This is a genomic window from Mangrovitalea sediminis (assembly GCF_002514725.1).
GTDB classification, from domain to species: Bacteria; Pseudomonadota; Gammaproteobacteria; order Pseudomonadales; family Oleiphilaceae; genus Mangrovitalea; species Mangrovitalea sediminis.
Genome location: NZ_NTLB01000003.1, coordinates 464,098 through 481,163 on the forward strand (window position 1 = coordinate 464,098; position 17,066 = coordinate 481,163).

The 17,066-nt window shown below is 58.2% G+C and carries 14 protein-coding genes; 6 read left to right on the forward strand and 8 right to left on the reverse strand.

Going from position 1 to position 17,066, the window contains the following annotated elements; genetic code table 11:
• Positions 1-74: 74 nt before the first annotated feature.
• From CLR77_RS09070 to CLR77_RS09080, 3 genes are all read left to right on the forward strand, one after another.
• Positions 75-2,369, forward strand: coding sequence for a DUF1631 domain-containing protein (locus CLR77_RS09070; protein ID WP_097460299.1), 2,295 nt, complete (start codon positions 75-77; stop codon positions 2,367-2,369).
• 106 nt (positions 2,370-2,475) lie between these two features.
• Positions 2,476-3,111: a 1,6-anhydro-N-acetylmuramyl-L-alanine amidase AmpD gene (gene ampD, locus CLR77_RS09075; RefSeq protein ID WP_406564948.1), complete on the forward strand. Its 636-nt coding sequence runs from the start codon at positions 2,476-2,478 to the stop codon at positions 3,109-3,111.
• Positions 3,099-3,983: a CobD/CbiB family protein gene (locus tag CLR77_RS09080; RefSeq protein WP_097460300.1), complete on the forward strand. Its 885-nt coding sequence runs from the start codon at positions 3,099-3,101 to the stop codon at positions 3,981-3,983. The genes ampD and CLR77_RS09080 overlap by 13 nt, the downstream gene beginning before the upstream one ends.
• A 33-nt stretch (positions 3,984-4,016) precedes the next feature.
• Here CLR77_RS09080 and CLR77_RS09085 read toward each other — a convergent pair whose 3' ends face one another.
• Positions 4,017-4,925 carry an ROK family protein gene (locus CLR77_RS09085; RefSeq protein ID WP_097460301.1) on the reverse strand — a complete coding sequence of 303 codons (909 nt, stop codon included), beginning with the start codon at positions 4,923-4,925 and terminating at the stop codon, positions 4,017-4,019.
• A gap of 264 nt (positions 4,926-5,189) precedes the next feature.
• On the opposite strand from CLR77_RS09085, the gene CLR77_RS09090 reads away from it, so the two are divergent.
• On the forward strand, positions 5,190-7,223 hold the full coding sequence (locus CLR77_RS09090) for a methyl-accepting chemotaxis protein (protein ID WP_097460302.1): 2,034 nt from the start codon (positions 5,190-5,192) through the stop codon (positions 7,221-7,223).
• A gap of 60 nt (positions 7,224-7,283) precedes the next feature.
• On the opposite strand, the gene CLR77_RS09095 is transcribed toward CLR77_RS09090, so the two are convergent.
• From CLR77_RS09095 to CLR77_RS09120, 6 genes are all read right to left on the reverse strand, one after another.
• Entirely contained in the window at positions 7,284-7,832 is a 549-nt protein-coding gene (locus CLR77_RS09095; RefSeq protein ID WP_097460303.1) for a cob(I)yrinic acid a,c-diamide adenosyltransferase, read from the reverse strand.
• A gap of 41 nt (positions 7,833-7,873) precedes the next feature.
• Positions 7,874-8,806, reverse strand: coding sequence for a ketopantoate reductase family protein (locus CLR77_RS09100; protein ID WP_097460304.1), 933 nt, complete (start codon positions 8,804-8,806; stop codon positions 7,874-7,876).
• Positions 8,807-8,849: 43 nt separating this feature from the next.
• Positions 8,850-9,065 carry a cold-shock protein gene (locus tag CLR77_RS09105; RefSeq protein WP_097460305.1) on the reverse strand — a complete coding sequence of 72 codons (216 nt, stop codon included), beginning with the start codon at positions 9,063-9,065 and terminating at the stop codon, positions 8,850-8,852.
• A 168-nt stretch (positions 9,066-9,233) separates the two neighbouring features.
• Entirely contained in the window at positions 9,234-12,086 is a 2,853-nt protein-coding gene (locus CLR77_RS09110) for a valine--tRNA ligase (RefSeq protein WP_097460306.1), read from the reverse strand.
• Positions 12,087-12,179: 93 nt separating this feature from the next.
• Entirely contained in the window at positions 12,180-12,665 is a 486-nt protein-coding gene (locus CLR77_RS09115) for a DNA polymerase III subunit chi (protein ID WP_097460307.1), read from the reverse strand.
• The gene (locus CLR77_RS09120) at positions 12,655-14,133 is read right to left on the reverse strand and encodes a leucyl aminopeptidase (protein WP_097460308.1); all 1,479 of its coding nucleotides are present in this window, start codon (positions 14,131-14,133) and stop codon (positions 12,655-12,657) included. The genes CLR77_RS09115 and CLR77_RS09120 overlap by 11 nt, the downstream gene beginning before the upstream one ends.
• Before the next feature lie 226 nt (positions 14,134-14,359).
• Between CLR77_RS09120 and lptF the strand changes: the two genes are divergently transcribed.
• Positions 14,360-15,457, forward strand: a complete 1,098-nt coding sequence (lptF, locus tag CLR77_RS09125) for an LPS export ABC transporter permease LptF (RefSeq protein ID WP_097460309.1) — start codon at positions 14,360-14,362, stop codon at positions 15,455-15,457.
• Entirely contained in the window at positions 15,444-16,505 is a 1,062-nt protein-coding gene (gene lptG / locus CLR77_RS09130) for an LPS export ABC transporter permease LptG (RefSeq protein ID WP_097460310.1), read from the forward strand. Before lptF ends, lptG begins: the two co-directional genes overlap by 14 nt.
• Before the next feature lie 10 nt (positions 16,506-16,515).
• Here lptG and CLR77_RS09135 read toward each other — a convergent pair whose 3' ends face one another.
• The gene (locus tag CLR77_RS09135; protein ID WP_097460311.1) at positions 16,516-17,046 is read right to left on the reverse strand and encodes an RDD family protein; all 531 of its coding nucleotides are present in this window, start codon (positions 17,044-17,046) and stop codon (positions 16,516-16,518) included.
• Positions 17,047-17,066: the final 20 nt, after the last annotated feature.

Sequence of the window (17,066 nt, forward strand, 5' to 3'; positions counted from 1 at the left end):
ATGGCTTTTAGTGACAGCCATTCCGAACAGGCTTTAAATCAACACAGTCCACACCGCCCGGAGACGCAGTAGTCATGACAAATGATGCCAAGGTCATCAACCTTCGCGACAGCGGGAACGGAACGGCATCACGCCTTCCGGCACCACTGATCCGGTTGCGGGACCTGTCTGCCAACGCATTGCGTCAACTGCTCGGAGAATCCTTCGACGGTGCGGACGACGCTCTGTTTAATATGGCCGATAAGGCTGGCTCGAATGCGGAGCAGTCGGCATATTTCGATGCCATGCGGGAGCTGCGCCTGCGTCGCAAGCAAGTGACCCTCTCCATGCTGCAGTGGGTGGCCCGTGCATTCAACGAAGTGGGCCGCTTTTCACCGCGCCCTCATCGTGGCGGTATGGATCAGGTGGATCGGGATGAGTTGAGCCTGGTGGACAACAGCCAGTTGGAGGAGCAGGTTGCCCTCGACGGCATGATCAACAAAACGCGTGCCCATAACGACGAACTCCTGCGTATGCTGGATGCGCGCCTTGCGCAAATGTTGCCCGGTGTGAGCCTTGGTACTGCACAGAATCCGTTGAGTCCGGAAGTCCTGTGTTCGGGGCTGGGCGAAGCCTGTACGGAGTTGAACATCGATATCCGGGCCAAGCTGATTGTCTTCAAACTGTTTGACAAGCTGCTGATTGCCCGCCTTGAGCAACTTTACCGTGAAGCGAACGACTTCCTGGCCCGAGAAGGTGTGATGCCGGAGATGCGGCGTGCGCCTGTGCCGGGATCGAAGCGATCGGCTTCTGCGGCGAGAATATCCCAGCCTTCGCCGCAATCCTATGAAGCTGGCGACGAAGATAGCAATCACAGTTTCAATGAGCTGACGGCCCTGCTGCGCGATGGGCGGGGCAGCAGAGAAGGGGCTCAGAGTGGCCCCGTCCTGGCAACGGCAGAACTGTTGAGTGCGCTGTCGCAGATGCAGTATCAGGTATTGCCCAGCGCCGAGGCGCTCCCTGGTGTCGCTGGGGGCAACCTCCAAAGCTGCATCGGCAGCATCGCATCCTCTTCCGGCCAGAGCCGGGGGCAACCAGGGCAGGTGGACGCGGATGTCATTAACCTGGTCTCCATGCTGTTCGATTTCATCCTTGAGGATCGCCAACTGCCGGAGGCCATGAAAGCGTTACTTGCCCGCCTGCAGATCCCGGTCCTTAAGGTCGCGCTGCTGGATCGCAGTTTCTTCAATCGGGGAGGGCACCCGGCCCGCAAGCTGCTGAATGAGCTGGCGATGGCGGCGATTGGTTGGAATGAACGGCCAGAGGGACAGCGGGACCCGTTGAGAGAAAAGATTGAATCGGTTGTTGAACGTCTGCTTAACGAGTTTACCGACAACATCGAGCTCTTTGCGGAGCTGCTTGAGGATTTCACGCGGTTCATGGGGCTCGAACAACGCCGGCGTGAGCTGGTGGAGCAGCGCCTGCGGGATGTTGAGGAAGGGCGTGCGCGTCAGGAACAGGCTAAAGAGCGTGTCGAGCAACTGCTCGTTGCGCATACCGAAGGCCGGGACATCCCGGAAAATGTACAGCAACTGCTGAATGACGCCTGGACTCGGTTCCTGCAGTGGACCTATTTGCGCCAGGGTCCGGAAAGCGAAGATTGGTCGAAGGCCGAACGGCTGACCGAGCAGTTGGTCTGGAGCGTGAGTCCTCAGCCGATTGCTGCTGATACCCGTCGCCAGTTGCTTAAGGCTATTCCTGGTATCGTCGATGGGGTTCGTTCCGGCTTGCAGACGATTTCGTGGGATCCTTTTGCCACGGACAGGCTGGTGCGCGACCTGGAGTTGACCCACGTCGACACCTTACAGAATCTGGTGACTTTCCGTGAGGCTCCGGCGGTGAAACCGTTGGAAGAGGTGGCGCCGGATCCGGCGCCACGTCAGCCTGTTGAACCCGAGGTCCCGGTTGAGGCTCGTCAGGCTGAGCCGGCAGTACCCGTTGTCGAATCGTCCGCTCCCGCAGTTGACATGCCGGTTTCGACGCCTGCCGAGGTGGAGGTTGCCGCGTCGTCGACAGTACCTGATGCCGAGGTCGTCGCGCCGGAGTTGTCGGTTTGGGAAGAAAAAGCCCAGCTGCTGCGAGTCGGGTCCTGGTTTGAACTGGTGCCGCCGGGCGAAAACAAATTGCGCTGCAAGCTGGCAGCGGTTATCAAGGCCACCGGCAAGTATATTTTCGTGAACCGCAGTGGCGCCAAGGTGGCGGAGCAGACGCTTAAGGATGTTGCTCAGGCCATGGCCGAGGAGCGGCTGGTGATGCTGGATGACGGCCTGATCTTCGATCGGGCGCTCGAGTCCATTATTGATAACCTGCGTAGCAATCGTCGGGATTGATAAGGCGTGCGCGGTGCCAGCGAAATGTCTTGGTTTTACATTCGCGGGAACTGTGCTTCAATCCTGAGGGCAGGGGTAGCGAGAGGCGTTACCCGAAACGACGGATGTGGCTGCAGAGCTCGTGGTGAACATTCAGGATGAAAAGACAAGCGCCCTGCCAGTCGATGGCTGGATGGGCGCTGCCCGCAAGGTCCCGTCACCCAACTTCAACGATAGGCCGGCAGGGGTCCCTGTTTCCCTGTTGGTGCTGCACAATATCAGCCTGCCACCTGCGCAGTTCGAGGGAAACGCGATTGAACGTTTTTTCCTTAATGAATTGGAGCCAGACGAACATCCGTACTTCCAGCAGATACACTCGCTGAAAGTGTCTGCTCACTTCCTCATTCGTCGTCAAGGCGAGCTGATACAGTTCGTGTCGGTGTTTGATCGAGCCTGGCATGCGGGCCGTTCGTCCTTCGAGGGGCGGTCGGAGTGCAATGACTTTTCCGTGGGTATCGAACTCGAAGGTACGGACGACCTGCCGTATTCAGACGCGCAATACGCATGCCTTGTCAGTGTTACGCAGGAATTGATGGCGGTTTTCCCTGCCATTACACCGGAACGGATCGTCGGGCATGAACATGTCGCGCCCGGTCGCAAGACGGATCCCGGTCCGGCATTCGACTGGAGCCGTTTCCTCAATCAGTTAAGTATTCTCAAGCCGAAAGGCGATCAGGAGGATGTCTCTCCGTGCGTTTCCTGATCATCCTGCTGGCCTGCCTGATACGCCGGCAGCTCGATGCCCGCCGTAAACTGGACTGCCACTCGGCACTACGTAAGCTGTTTGCCCGACTGGGCGCCAATCACCCATCTCCGGGCTGGGGGTGGGGCATTATGGCGATTATTCTCGCGCTGGGCGCCCTGGTTTGGGTAGGCGACTATGTTATCTCCCATAATGCCTTGTTCTTCCTCTGGGCACCGGTTGAACTGTTGGTCCTGGTCGCCCTGATGGGGAATCCCGGCTGGCATGGAACCCTGCGTGCGTATGCCGAATCCTGGCTGCGAGGGGATGCGCAGGCTGCTTGGCATCATGTTCGCCACTTATTGCCGCCGGAGCGGCAGGGGGAGGCGATCTCGCCGGAGAAGTTGCACGTCATTTTGGCCAGCCGCCTATTGGTTACGGCGTTTGAGGGTTATTTTCTGATGATCTTCTGGTATGCCCTGCTGGGGCCTGCCGGAGCCTTGGTGGTCCGCCTCGCTATGGGCGTTCGTGATCATTGGCCGGCAGCGACGGTCAGGGCGACCTTTGCCGGTTTTTGCGAGGTTCTGGCCTGGATCCCCGTGCGGTTGTTATCGACGACCTTTGGATTGGCCGGCGATTTCAGTGGCTGGTTGCACTATCGCCGCTCTCAGGGGGCGATGGCGCGGGAAGCGCCGGAAACGGTACTTTTCGGGGCGGCTAACGGGGCGCTGTCCAGCTTCTCTCTGGAACCGAAGCGCTTCGCCGAACGGCATCCGGAGGAGTGGCCTGAATTCGGGCGGCGTAGCATGCTCGCTGTGAGAGACCTTCTCAATCGCAGTATGATGGTCTGGATCGCTCTGTTTGCGTTGCTTGCCATCGGTGGTTGGCTCTGACCGCTGTCCCGATTGCCAATCCTGCGTCTGCTGTCACCGCCAGAGCCAGGCAGCACCCCTAACGCCACTGCTATCGCCATGTTGGTGGCGGACAATCGCGGTGTTCACCTTGTCAGAGAACAGGTAGCGGGCAAGTAAATTGCCGACGCTGTCTGTAATGCCCGGTAAATTGGATAAGCCTCCGCCCAGTACAATCGCGTGCGGGTCCAGGATGTTCGCCACTGAGGCCAAACCCCTCGCCAATTGATCTGCATAGTGTGCAAGTATGGCGCTGGCCTCGCCGTCACCCTTCGCTGCCCGTGCGGAGAGAGCTTCGCCGGAACGCTGTTTGCCACTGAGGTAACGATCGGTAAGGGTCAGGCCGGGGCCGGAAAGAAAGGTTTCCAGGCAGTCCTGCTTGCCGCAATAGCACTTCCTCACCGGTCCGTCTTCCGTTCGTCTCCAGGGCAGTGGATTGTGGCCCCATTCGCCGGCAATGGCATTGGGACCGGCCAGAAGTGTGCCGTTGACAAGGATGCCGCCACCGCAGCCAGTGCCGATAATCACGCCGAAAACGGTTGGGTAACCGGCGCCTGCGCCATCGGTTCCTTCCGATAAGGCAAAGCAGTCTGCATCGTTGGCAACCCTGACGGGACGATGCAGGCAGGTTTCCAGATCAGTTTTCAGATCCTGTCCGATCAGGTACACCGAATTCGCGTTTTTTACCCGTCCGTGGTCGGGGGATATGGTACCTGGAATACCGATGCCGACCGATGCCTGTTCCCCGCATAAATCGTCGGCCTCAGCCACCAACGCCATGATGCATCGAAGTGTGGCCGCGTAGTCGTTCGAGGGGGTTGCGGTTCGTCGCCGCCAAAGGGTATTGCCTGCATCAAGGAGGATCGCCTCGGTCTTTGTTCCGCCGAGGTCGACGCCTATCCGGAATTTGCGGGGCTCTGACATGCGTTCGGGTTTTCCTCTCTCAGAAGCTGATATACCGCGGAGTCGATTCGCGTCCGGTGCTGGCCGAGTGGCAAAAACGGCAAAGGTTTGGTGATAACTTGAACAATTTTGCCGCATAACTCGTTAAAGATCATGAATAATGCGGAGGTTTGCGAGCGTATATCAAGCTCCCCTGCTAGACTTTCGTATTAGCAGTCACAGTTACTTCCTGACAGATAAGAATAATCCTGTACACCCTGAGGGTGTCTTGTGTGGAGGCATGCGGTGAAGCGTGTTTTGTATCCGGCTATTTTGCTGATGAATCGACTGAAAATGGTTTACAAATTCAGTCTTATCAGTGTCCTTTTCCTATTGCCGATTGCCGGTCTGAGCTATTTACTCGTCAGTCAGCTTAACCATTCCATAGCGTTGACGCAGGGCGAGGTAGACGGACTGTCCGTCATGCGTCAGGTCAGCGAACTGACCCGCGCTTCCATTGACTACCGAGACTACCGATCGGTTCTCAAACAGCGTAGTGAACAGACCGATATCGCCAAGCGGAGTACCGAGGCGAGTGACAAGATCGACGGTCTGTTTAAATCGCTGGGTGCGGTGAATGTAACCTTTGATGAAGGTGGTGACTGGGCCAAGCAGTTAAAACAGCTGGAAGTTGCCTGGCAAAAGCTGAAAAAGGAAGACGCCTATCAATCCTCACTGGATCCGCAGTTCAAGTATTTCGAGGAGTTCGTCCAGAAAGTCAGGGCCTTTATGAATTCCACGGTCCAGATATCCGGTCTCGCCCAGGATTCGTCCAGGGAAGTGCAACTACTGCTCCAGTTGACGACATCGACGCTGGTAAACGATGCCAGTGTGATTGGCCAGGCCCGGGCTTTTGCCGATTTTGGCCTGATCCAGGGGCAATTGGGATCGGATATGGCCGATTCGATGAACGCCATTTACGATCGTCTGACGAATCAGGATACAACGCAGCAGGCGGCCTTGAACGTTGCGGTTAACAGTATTCCTGCGCTGAGTAGTGATAGCGGTGACCTGCTGACGACGGTGAAGAAATCGCTGATCAAAACCCGCACGGCGCTCGACACCAATGTTATTACGCCCTATCACCTGTCCATGCCCTGGGCGCAAATGGATACGTTGACGTCTTCACAGATTGCCGCCGTCTTTCAACTGAATCACAAGATCCTCGATATCATCGGTAAGGATCTCAGTAGCCGGCTGCATGATCAGGTGACCCAGCGTTTCCTCATCTTCGCCGCCCTGATCCTGGTGCTGGCGGTTGTGGTTTACCTCTACATCGGGTTTTTCCTGTCGGTGCGTGGCGCCATCAACCGGTTTGGTCAAGCTGCGCGTAAGGTCGCAGCGGGCGATATGACCGTTCGTATCCAGTTGAAGAACCGGGATGAGCTGGGGCAACTGACCAGTGAATTCAACAACATGACTGAAAAGATGCATCAGCTGATCCAGGTCGTCAGCGGGACGACCAGCGACGTGGATCTCCAGGCCCAGCGTGTGACGGATACCGCCAAAGCCAACAGCGATGCTGTCTATAAGCAGATGGCGGAGACGAAGCAGATCTCTGAAGCCATGCACCAGATGGTGGAAACGGTGCAGGAAGTGGCGGAGAGTTCTCAAAAGGTATCGGATGCCGCTAATTTTGCCGACGCCGAAGCGGAGCAGGGCAGAGATGTAGTGAATGAATCTGTGGCAACCATCAACCGGTTGGCGGAGGAGATTCGTGCGGCGGCGGAGGTCATTAATCGCGTCAGCCAGGATAGCACCAGCATCAGCCAGGTGCTGGTAGAGATCAAGGCCATCGCCGAGCAGACCAACCTGCTGGCGTTGAACGCTGCGATCGAGGCGGCGCGGGCCGGTGAGCAGGGGCGGGGCTTTGCAGTCGTGGCGGATGAGGTCCGCTCGCTGTCACAACGGACGCACAAGTCCACCGAAGAAATCGAGGAAATGATCGTTCGTTTGCAGAGTGGTGTTAAAGATGCGGTCAAGGCGATGACGAACAGTCATGAGGTGACGAATGCGACAGTGGAGCAATCCGGCAAGGTCTCTGATGCATTGGGTCAGATTGTCGCCAGCATCTCCACCATCGTCGATATGAGTCACCATATCGCCCAGGCGGCAGAAGAGCAGGCGGCAGTGGCACGTAATATCAACGTCAATGTTGAGCAGATCGGTGGACTGGGTCAGGAGACGGCAGACAACGCCCAGGAAACCCTGTCTGCCAGTAACGAAATGTCCGGTCTTACCGGTTCCCTGCAAAAACTGATCGCCACCTTCCGCGTTTGAGGTGGTAGCAAGACCGCGGCCGGGCGAGAAGCCCCGCCGCGGTTTTTTTATGTCTGGTGATTACTGATGGGGCTGCCAAAGTACTTCTTCGCTGCCATTTCTCCGGGAGAGCACGCGGGCGGCGACAAAGAGCAGATCGGATAGACGGTTAAGGTAGTGGCGTGCCTCCGAATTGATGGAGTCTTCGTGGCTCAGGGCTACCAGAACCCGCTCGGCACGTCGACAGATTCCCCTGGCCAGATGGCAATGAGCCCCGGCGAGATTGCCGCCTGGCAGTATAAAGTTCTTGAGTGGCGGTAAGTCGCTGTTCCACTCATCGAGCACCTCTTCGAGCCAGGACACCTGCTCCGCGGTAATGGCTTGGCTGCCCGGAATCGCCAGTTCGCCGCCGAGATCGAAAAGCTGGTGCTGTATGCGTTGCAATGGCGCAAGCAACGCATCGTCGGGTTCCAGGTACTGGAGTAATACACCCAACTGGCAGTTGAGTTCGTCGATTGATCCCATGGCTTCGACGCGCTGCGCATTTTTTGCGATACGCTTGCCGTCTGCCAGACCGGTGGAACCGTCGTCACCGGTGCGCGTGTAAATTTTGGAAAGCCGGTATCCCATGCTGTCGGGGTCCTTTTTGTCGGAAGTGCTCTAGGGCCGGCTCAGTAAGCTGAACCTTGTGCCTTCAATACGGCGTCGACCAGTGTCTGGTTCATCGGCGTCTTAAGTCCAAGCCGCTGGCCCTGTCGCACCAGATAGCCGTTTATGTAATCGATTTCTGTCGGCCGTCCGCTTCGTAGATCCTGAAGCATCGACGACACATTGTCCCGCGTTGCCAGTGCGACGTCACGAATACGTGCTTCCAGCACGCCTGCGTCCGTGGGATAGCCACTGGCTGTGGCAATGGCCGCAATTTCTGCACTGAGCTGAGCGATGTTCTGCGCGAAAAAAGGCTGTTCAAGAATGTGGCCGTTCGTACAGCCGAGAATGGCTGTAAAGGCATTGATGCCGGCATTGATCGCAAGCTTCTGCCAGAGGCGTTCTTCGATATTGTTGCTGACGCTTGCCTTGAGGCCTGCGCGGTTCAATAGTCGTGCAAAGGGGGCGCAGGCGGTTTCTCCAGAAGGGGTCAGGCTTCCAATCCAGGTTTCCCCTTGCCCGGCATGGCACAGGGTCGATTGATCCGGACGGTTAGCGCCCTCAGTGGTCGACGCGCAGAGGATTGGGCGCTCCGGGTGGCGGGAGGCAATCGCCTGCTGCGAGCCCATGCCATTCTGAAACAGCAGGATTGCCGTTTCCATCGGCAATGTGGGGATGAGCGTTTCTACGGCGGCTTCGACATCGTTCGCCTTGGTGGTCACCAGAGCCCAGCGTATGCCGGAGTGCTTCGACCCGGCGACGGAAACCGGTAATGTCAGTGTCTTGCGGCTGCCGTCGAAGGCGATCAGGTCGTATGTCAGCGTGGGGACGGTTGCAGGTGTTCGCTGGAGAACTGTCACCGGGACGAACGACGCCAGGTAGCCGCCGAACAGGCGCCCCAGAGAGCCCGCACCCAGAATCAGGGTCCGGTCATTTTGCGTGTCGGTGGGGGACATTTACGGCCGCCTCCACAAACCTGTGAGGTGGCGGCGTGTAGGATCAGGCGCCGAGGCGAACCACGTCGTTGGCCTGGGGTCCTTTCTGGCCCTGAACCACTTCGAATTCGACCTTTTCTCCTTCCTGCAGCGAACGGTGACCATCACCGCGGATGGAGGAATAGTGAACAAACACATCTGCGCCGTTATCAGGCTTGATAAAACCGAAACCCTTGGAGTCATTGAACCACTTAACGACACCTTGAATACGTGCGGACATTGCTTTGTCTCTCCAATGATGCGAAATCCCTATTCGGTCTCCCTGCACCCTGTTGGGTACGCCCAAGGCGCACCGGGTAATCGTACGATCGCAGGAAGACAGGTCGAAAATCACCCCGACCTGTCGCCATCATAGATGAAAAGCCTTATGTCGCAAAGATGAGCTAATTTACATCGCCCGAATTTTTTCAACCTGAATATTCAGGCGTTCGGCGTTATTTTTTGCGTCATTGAGTTTTTCACGTTCTTTGTCGACCACGTCAGCCGGTGCCCGGCTGACGAAGTTCTCATTGGCCAGTTTGGATTCGACGCGCTGGATTTCCTTGGTCAGCTTTTCGATTTCCCGGTTCAGTCGGCCGATCTCTTCGTCCTTGTCGATAAGTCCGGCCATCGGTACCAACACTTCCATGCTGCCAACCAGTTGGGTGGCGGACATGGGCGGCTCGTCTCCGTCGAACCAGGTGGCGGATTCCAGTCGGGCCAGGGATTCGAGGAACTGGCGGTTCGCCTCGAGTCTTGCCCGGTCGCTGTCCGTGCCTTTGTGGAAAAGGACGGGGATGCGCTGGCCGGGGGCGATATTCATTTCGCCGCGGATATTACGAATCGCGAGGATAACGCCTTTCAACCACTCGATATCGGCCGTTGCCTCCGGGTCAATCCGGCTTTCATCGGCAACAGGGTATGCCTGCAGCATAATGGTTTCACCGTGTTGCCCGGCCAGCGGCGCAACACGTTGCCAGATCTCTTCCGAGATGAAGGGGGCAATGGGGTGAATCAGGCGCAATACAGCTTCCAGGACCCTGACCAGTGTGCGCCGAGTGCCGCGTTTGGCTTCTGCACTGGCGTTTTCGTCGTTGAGCACGGGTTTGGATAGCTCCAGATACCAATCGCAATACTCGTTCCAGATGAAGTCGTAAAGTGCATGGGCGGCCAGGTCGAAGCGATACTGCTCGAAGTGGCGGGTGACTTCCTTCTCGCAGAGCTGTAGCTGACTGATGATCCAGCGGTCCGCCAGAGAGAGGCTGACATCGCTGCCATCGGCGCCGCAGTCCTGGTCTTCGGTGTTCATCAAGACATAACGTGCCGCGTTCCACAGCTTGTTGCAGAAGTTGCGGTAGCCTTCCAGGCGTTTCATATCCCAGTTGATATCGCGACCGGTGGACGCCAGGGCCGCCAGGGTAAAGCGCAGGGCGTCGGTACCGTGGGCGGCGATGCCTTCTGGAAATTCCACTTGGGTGCGCTTGCCGATCTTCTCCGCGAGTTGCGGCTGCATCAGGTTGCTGGTGCGCTTTTCCAGCAGGGTGGCGAGGTCGATGCCGTCGATCATATCGAGCGGGTCGAGCACGTTGCCCTTGGACTTGGACATCTTGTGACCATGTTCGTCACGAATCAGGCCGGTGACGTACACGGTGCGGAAAGGCACTTGCGGCTCGCCGTTTTCATCCTTCATGAAATGCATGGTCATCATGATCATGCGGGCAACCCAGAAGAAAATGATATCGAAGCCGGTAACCAGCACGTCCGTCGGATGGAACGTCTGCAGACGTTCGGTGTTTTCGGGCCAGCCGAGTGTGCCGAAGGTCCAGAGGGCGGAGCTGAACCAGGTGTCGAGGACATCGTTGTCCTGGGTCAGCGCCAGGTCGGCGGCCAGGCTGTATTTTTCGCGGACCGACTGTTCGTCGCGGCCCACATAGATATTGCCGTCGGCATCGTACCAGGCCGGGATGCGGTGACCCCACCAGAGCTGGCGGGAAATACACCAATCCTGGATGTCGCGCATCCAGGAGAAGTACATGTTCTCATACTGTTTGGGGACGAACTGGATGCGGCCGTCCTCGACCGCTTCGATGGCTGGTTTGGCCAGCGTCTTGGCGTCAGCGAACCACTGGTCGGTCAGCATGGGCTCGATGATCAGGCCGGAGCGGTCACCGCGCGGCGCCTGCAGGATATGGTCCTTGACCTCATCCAGCAGTCCTTGCGCCTCCATCTCTGCAACGATGGCTTTACGTGCGGCGGTTCTGTCGAGCCCCTGATACGCTGCGGGCAGCTCCGCGCTGTAGGCATCGCTGGGGTTGCCCTGACTGTCGAACACCTCGGCTTCGGCGCGGATAGCCGCATCGATAGTCAGGATGTTGATCATCGGCAACTGGTGGCGCTTGCCAACCTGATAGTCGTTGAAGTCGTGGGCCGGCGTAATCTTCACGCAACCCGTGCCTTTTTCCATGTTGGCGTGTTCGTCAGCCACGATGGGAATGCGGCGGTTGACCAGCGGCAGCAGGATGTAAGCGCCGATCAGGTCGCTATAGCGCTCATCCTGAGGGTTAACCGCGACCGCCGTGTCACCCAGCATGGTTTCCGGGCGAGTGGTGGCAACGACGAGGTAATCTTTGCCGTCTTGGGTTTTCCTGCCATCGGCCAACGGATAGCGGAAGTGCCAGAGATAGCCTTTTTCTTCCCTGTTCTCGACTTCCAGGTCGGAGATTGCCGTGTGCAGTTTCGGATCCCAGTTGACCAGGCGCTTGCCGCGGTAGATCAGGCCTTCGTCATAAAGACGGATAAAGACTTCCTGAACGGCACGGTAGAAACCGTCGTCCATAGTGAAGCGCTCGTGGTCCCAATCGACTGAGTTGCCCAGGCGACGCATTTGGCCGGTGATGGTGCCGCCGGATTCTGCTTTCCACTCCCAGATTTTTTCGATGAAGGCGTCACGCCCCAGATCGTGACGGGTCTTTCCCTCTTCGACTGCCAGTTTGCGCTCGACCACCATCTGCGTGGCGATGCCTGCATGGTCGGTGCCCACCTGCCACAGGGTGTTGCGGCCCTGCATACGACGGTAGCGGGTCAGCGTGTCCATAATGGTGTGTTGGAACGCGTGCCCCATGTGCAGGCTGCCGGTCACATTGGGCGGCGGAATCATGATGCAGTACGGATCGCCTTTGCCGACAGGCTTGAAGTAGCCGTTGCGTTCCCAGGTCTGGTACCACTGACGTTCAAGGTTTTCGGGCTGGTAGGTCTTTTCCATATCGGCGTCTGTCGATCTTCTTTTGCGAAAAGTGAACGGAACCCGGGCGACGCTGGCGTCAGCCCATAAGGGGCGAATTATACATGTAGGCCGTCAGCGCGGCGAACCCGGGCGGCCACGGGAACGGCTCCGGGTATCGTGAACCCGGGGTTCGCAGCCGAGCTCGCGCAACTGGCGGTAGAGATCCCGGGCTCGCGCCAGTGTGGCCTGCTCATTATGTGCGACCAGTGCCAGGCGTTGGAAACGGTCGGCCATCGACGGTAGGCGTGAGCCGAGAATGATCAGGGTATCCCAGTCCTGTGGTGACGGATCGCAACAGAGCACGCCGATCGGGTCTGGGCAGTTCACGCTATTGTCCGCCACGATACGGTGCGGTAGAAACGATTCCGGTGTGAACTGCCAGAGAACCCGGTCGACCGCCTCGGCCTGGGCGGTGCCATCCACCTGAAGACCGACCCGGTGCCCTTCCTGCCACGCCTTTTCCGTCAGGCGCGCCGCGAAACTGTAGCGGGCTCCATCGTCGGTCTGTGGCAGGATGTAGAACCAGCGCCTTGCGACGCTTGCGTCGTCAGCCGGCATGGGACAGAAGGTAGTCCATCAGCAGGGGGACGGGGCGTCCGGTTGCACCTTTTTCCTTGCCGGATAGCCAGGCGACACCGGCAATGTCCAAATGAGCCCAGGTATAGTCCTTGGTGAAACGGGACAGGTAGCAGGCCGCAGTAATGGTGCCGGCAGGGCGCCCGCCGATGTTCTGGATGTCGGCGAAATTGCTGTCCAGCTGACTCTGGTATTCATCCCACAGGGGCAATTGCCAGGCGCGGTCACCTGTACGCTCGCCCGCTTCCAGCAGCGCCTTGGCAAGGTTGTCGTCATTGGACAGCAAGCCTGCGGCGTGGTGGCCGAGCGCGATGATGCAGGCGCCGGTCAGGGTTGCGATATCGACGACGGTGGCGGGCTTGAATCGCTCCACATAGGTCAGTGCGTCGCACAGCACCAGACGGCCTTCTGCGTCGGTGTTGAGGATTTCCACCGTCTGGCCGGACATGGTTTTGATAATGTCGCCCGGACGTGTGGCCGCGCTGCCGGGCATGTTCTCTGCGCTGGCGATGACACCGACGACGTTGATCTTGGGTTTGAGCTCGGCAATCGCGCGCATCGCGCCGAGTACACTGGCGGCGCCACACATGTCGAACTTCATTTCATCCATGGCTTCACCGGGCTTCAGGCTGATGCCGCCGGTGTCGAAGGTGATGCCCTTGCCAACCAGGACATGGGGTTTGTCCTTGGCCTTGCCGCCCTTGTACTGCATGACGATCAGCCGAGCGGGCTCGGCACTGCCGGCGGACACGGACAGCAGGGTGTTCATGCCCAACGCTTTCATCTGTTTCTCGTCGAGGATTTCCGTCTCGACGCAGTCGAACTCTTTGGCCAGGTCCTTGGCGTGTTTCGCCAGCCAGCGAGGGGTGCAAACGTTGCCTGGGGTGTTGCCCAGGTCTCTCGCCAAATTCATGCCGTGTCCAACGGACTGGCCGGTCTGCAAGGCTTGCTCCAGCGAGGCGTCCGCCGCGGAGACATCCAGCGTGATTTGCTTGAGTGCACGAGCCGGCGTTTTTTCACTCTTGAATTCGGTGAAGCGGTAAAGGCTTTCTTCACAGGCGCGGGCGAGAAAGGCAACGCGCCAGGCTTCGTCGCGATCCTTGACGGGCAATTCTGCCAGGGTCAGGAGGGCGTGTTTGCTGCCGGCGTCCTTCAGGCGTCCGAGAGCAGCGATGGCTATCTTGCGGAACTGCTGAACAGTGATGCTGTCCAGCTTGCCGGCACCGACCATCAGGATGCGCGACCAGGGCTTACCGTTCAGTGGCAGCAGCATGGTGCTGCCGAGCTTGCCGGAAAAATCGCCTTGTTTGACAACGCGACGGAGCAGGCCGTCTTCCTGCTTGTCAGCGGTGTCCGCGCTGGCGGGCCAAGTGCCGGACTCGGGAATAGCAACGACGAGACAGTCGGCGGAACAGTCGATCAAACCCTTGGTATTCAGCGCGTATTTCATGATCTCTCCTGATAATGACAATGGCGCACCGGGCCTCGCGCAACAGTGCGTTCGACAGCAGGCTGCTGGCGGTTCCCGGTCTAGCGATATAGTTGAAGGCAAGTGTACGTCAAACCTGGCAGCGTTGCATGACCGGCCGCTGTCATTCGGCAGCAAGGTTCTCTAGAATAGCGGGCTTTCGGATGGTCAGCTTCAGTAGCGTCAACGCCGAGGGGACGTAACCGGTTTGTTCATTATTTTCCGATATCTGACGCGCCAGATCCTGGTCAGCATGCTGGCAGTGACCGGTGTACTGCTTATGGTCTTCATGAGCGGTCGTTTCATCAAGTATCTGGCGCAGGCGGCAGAGGGCAGCATTTCGCCTGATGTGCTGTTTGCGATCATGGGCTATCGCCTGCCGGACTTCCTGGAGTTGATCCTGCCGCTGGGCCTGTTTATCGGCATTCTCCTTGCCTATGGGCGGATGTACCTGGAAAGCGAAATGGTCGTGCTGTACGCCTGCGGGGTGAGTGAGCGGCAGATCATTATGCAGACCATGGGGGCCAGCCTGCTGGTGACCCTCATCGTCGGCGCCTGCACCATCTATCTTTCGCCCTGGGGGCTGCAGCAGGTCGACAATATCCTCAAGGAACAGTCTCAGACCACCGAGTTTGCCATGTTGGTACCCGGTCGCTTCCAGAAGCTTAAGGAAGGTAACCGGGTGGCCTATTCGGAATCGCTGAGTGGCGACAAGCGTGAGATGCACAACGTATTCATTGCTCAGCACGATAAGGCGAACCAGCCTTTGATCCTGATTTCAGCCGAGACCGGCAATCAGTATGTCGACCCCAAAACCGGCAGCCGTTATCTGGTGTTGCACAACGGCGCCCGTTTCGAAGGCAACCCCGGTAAACTGGACTACAAGGTGACCACGTTCGATAGCTACGGTATGCGTCTGGCCAAACCGACAAATTCGTCGTTTTCGGGCTATGCGGATGCTGTCAGCACGGAGAAGTTGTGGGGTAGCTCCGATCCTAAAATGCAGGCGATGCTGCAGTGGCGGTTGGCGCTGCCGTTTATTGTGCCTGTCGTGACGTTGCTGGCCATTCGGCTGAGTCGCGTGAATCCTCGGCAGGGGCGGTTTTTCCACCTGTTGCCGGCCATGCTGATCTATATCACCTATCTTGGCTCGATGATCGCCGGGCAGAGTGCGCTGGCCAAGGGGCGTTTGCCGCTCTGGGCCGGGCTATGGTGGATCCATATCTTGTTTTTGCTGCTGATCGCCGGGCTCTACTGGTTGCCGGCGTGGCGCCGTAAGCGGGGGGCGCGTCATGCGGCAGCTTGATCGTTACATTAACCGTACTGTTTTCATGGCGTCACTGCTGGTCTTGCTGGTGGTGCTGTCGCTGGATTTCATCTTCGGATTCATTAATGAGCTGAAGTCGTTGCAAAACGGCTATCAGGTGTCTCAGGCATTGATGTACATGGTGCTGAGCTTTCCTGACCGGCTATACCAGTACTTACCGCTGGGCGCCTTTATGGGCTGTCTCATCGGCCTGGGAACCCTGGCCAACACCTCGGAACTGACGGTTATCCGTGCTGCCGGGGTATCGATTCGCCGAATAGTCTGGGCGGCCATGAAGCCTGCTCTGGTGATCGTGATCATCGGCTTGCTGTTGGGGCAGTTCGTGGCGCCTTACTTCCAGCGGATTGCGGAGAGCGATCGCCAGGTCGAGCGGGGCGACAGCAATAACCTGGCGTCGTCCGGCGGCCTGTGGCACCGGGAAGGGCAAACCTTCATGCACTTCAATGCGGTGCAGCCGAACGGGGTTCTCCATGGCGTATCCCTGTTCAAGTTTGGTGATAAGCACTGGCTTGAATCGGCCACTTTTGCGGAACGGGCCATCTACCAGAGCGATCACTGGCTGCTCGAAAACGTGGTGACCACGACGTTGACGCCTAACGGCACGCATATGCAACGCTATGCCACCGAAGTGTGGAAGACGTCTTTGTCGCCGCGACTGTTGAATGTGTTGTCCGTCTATCCGGACAACCTGTCGATTTCGGGGCTTTATACCTACGCCCGTTACCTCGGCAAGCAGGACCTGAATGCCAAGACCTACTGGCTGGCGTTCTGGAAGAAAGTCTTGAGGCCGCTCGCCACCGGTGTCCTGGTGTTGGTGGCTATCTCGTTCGTGTTCGGGCCTTTACGTTCGGTCACGATGGGGTTCCGGGTGTTTACCGGGATTATCGTCGGCCTCGTTTTCAAGTATGTCCAGGATCTTCTGGGCCCGACCAGCATGGTGTTCGGCTTCAGTCCAATCCTGGCGACCTTGGTGCCGATTGTTATCTGCGCGGTGATCGGATTGGTGTTGATCCGGCGGGTAGGGTAGTCCACCGCCGTTATTCCGTCGTGGTTTCGCCCTTGGTCTCGGTTTTGTCCTTGTTCCCGTAGGGGCGGGGCAGCCTGACGACAATGCTTTCGGAGAAGCGGTCGGTCCAGGTTTGGTGCTTGCGATCGACCAACTGCCAGAGATAACCCAGCCCCACCGCTCCCCAGCTGACGAATCCCATCATGAAGCGCAGGAGCGCCTGTAACCAGGAAATGCTGGATCCGTCAGGGTTCTGCGTCCGGATCAACCAGACCTGCATACCCAGCGTTTGCCCGGTGCGTGTCCAGAAATAGGCGAAGAACAGGTACAGGCTGATGAACAGGACTGACGTCAGTAGCGGGTCATGCGTCGTCGCACCGCTTTCGAAGAGAACCTTGTAGCGGTCGGCGCCGACACTCAACTGATAGATCGTGTTGTAGATCTCGGTGACGACCATGAGCAGTGCGATACAGATCAGCCCGTCATAGACCATGGCTAAAAAGCGACGGAGCAGGCCCGCGGCGGGGAGTGAATCTGGGGCTTCCGGAAAGCGCCGTGGCATTGTTGGATTCTCCTTGTGCT